Consider the following 1,776-nt stretch of genomic DNA (forward strand, 5'->3'; position numbering starts at 1 on the left):
CCCCCACCCCCGGTATTACTACTCATTTCCTTCGCCTGGACCAAAGTAACCTCAACCTGAAGGATGCGAAACAAATCCCAGCGAGATAGAAGGCGAGATCGAGCGCCATATTGAGCTCTAAGGAAAACCAAAGTCAGAACAACAGCTAACAGAGCAGCAGACCTACCAGCAACAAGCTACCAGCTACAGGCTATCGGCTCCAGACGACCGAGATACAAGCCACCCTCACGCCTTAGAATGATTCTTCGCGCATCTTGCTATGAAGATTTTTCTTACAGGCGCCACCGGATTTGTTGGTCATCACGTTGCCCAGGTCCTTGCCGACCAGGGCGCCGATCTTCGTCTCCTCGTCCGCAAATCCAGCAAGCTCTCCAATCTCGAAGGCATCTCCGGCGACACCGTAGTCGGCGATCTGGCCAAACCCGATTCCTACGCCCCGGCCCTTGAAGGTTGCGACGCCGTAATGCACGTAGCCGCCGACTACCGTCTCTGGATTCGCGACCCCGACGCGATGTACCGCGCCAATGTCGACGGCACCCGCGACCTTCTCAAACTCGCGCGCGAAGCCGGCGTCCGCCGCGTCGTCTACACCTCCAGCGTGGCCACCATGGCCTTCCGCACTGATGGAATTGTGGTCAACGAAGACACTCCCGTCACCATCAATGACATGGTCGGCCACTACAAGCGGTCCAAGTTTCTCGCGGAACAGCAGGCCATTGCCGCCGCACAGGACGGCCAGCAGGTCATCATCCTCAACCCCACAACGCCCATCGGTCCCAACGATTCCAAACCCACGCCCACGGGGCGCATCTTCGTCGACTTTCTGAATCACAAATTTCCTGCCTACGTCGACACCGGCCTCAACCTCGTTGATGTCGCCGAAGTCGCGCGAACCCACGTCGCTGCGCTCACAGTCGGAAAACCCGGTCGCCGCTACATTCTGGGCGGCGAAAATCTCACCCTCAAGCAGATCCTCGACAAAATGTCCGCCATCACCGGCATCCCTTCGCCGACAACAGAAATCCCCTTCGCCATCGCCGCCACGTACGCCTTTTTCGAGGAATGGATCACCGGTCGCATCCGCGGCAAAGAGCCTCGCGCGACGTTGGAAGAAGTTCGCATGGGACGCAAAAAAATGTTCGCCTCCAGCGCCCGCGCCCAGCAGGAACTAGGCTTCCGCATCGTCCCCGTCTATCCCGCCATGCGCGCCGCCATAGACTGGTTCCGCGCCAACGGCTATGCGCCGTGATCGGTTTGGAGATGGATCCAATTTCGGTGTCATTCCTACCAAGCGCAGCGCGTCGAGGAATCTGCCCTGAAAATTCTCATACCTCGATCAAAACTGGGTGCCCCATCCTTGCGCAGCAAGGGTGGGAAAGCACGATCCCACCCGATTTTCATGGTCTCGGGTGGCGCAAAGAGCCATGCAAGACTGCAGTTGCTTTGATGGCCCGCTCGCGCCACGAAGGCCGGGTGCACCATCCTTGCGCAGCAAGGGTGGGAAAGCACGCATCCGAATCGGCAGGGCAGCCATGACCCGAGTAGCCATAATCGCCGCCATGCCCGGCGAACTCAAACCCCTCGTCCGCAACTGGCCCCACTCCACCCGCGGCACCATCCACTTCTGGGCGCAACGCACTGAAGAAGAAGAATGGATCGCCGCCTGCGCTGGAGCCGGCCTCGACGCCGCCACTCGCGCCTTCGCCGGAATTGAAGATGGCGGTCCCATCGACCTCGTGATCTCCATCGGCTGGGCCGGCGCCCTCACCTCCGACG

2 protein-coding genes are annotated in these 1,776 nt (G+C 59.9%); both read left to right on the forward strand.

Annotated elements, in window-relative coordinates; genetic code table 11:
* Positions 1–259: 259 nt before the first annotated feature.
* On the forward strand, positions 260–1,249 hold the full coding sequence (hpnA, locus tag WA354_RS18465) for a hopanoid-associated sugar epimerase (RefSeq protein WP_472814491.1): 990 nt from the start codon (positions 260–262) through the stop codon (positions 1,247–1,249).
* Positions 1,250–1,532: 283 nt separating this feature from the next.
* The coding region (locus tag WA354_RS18470; protein ID WP_472814492.1) for a phosphorylase family protein at positions 1,533–1,776 on the forward strand (244 nt) is incomplete at its 3' end.

It is taken from the genome of Occallatibacter sp. (genome assembly GCF_049802275.1).
GTDB lineage: Bacteria > Acidobacteriota > Terriglobia > Terriglobales > Acidobacteriaceae > Telmatobacter.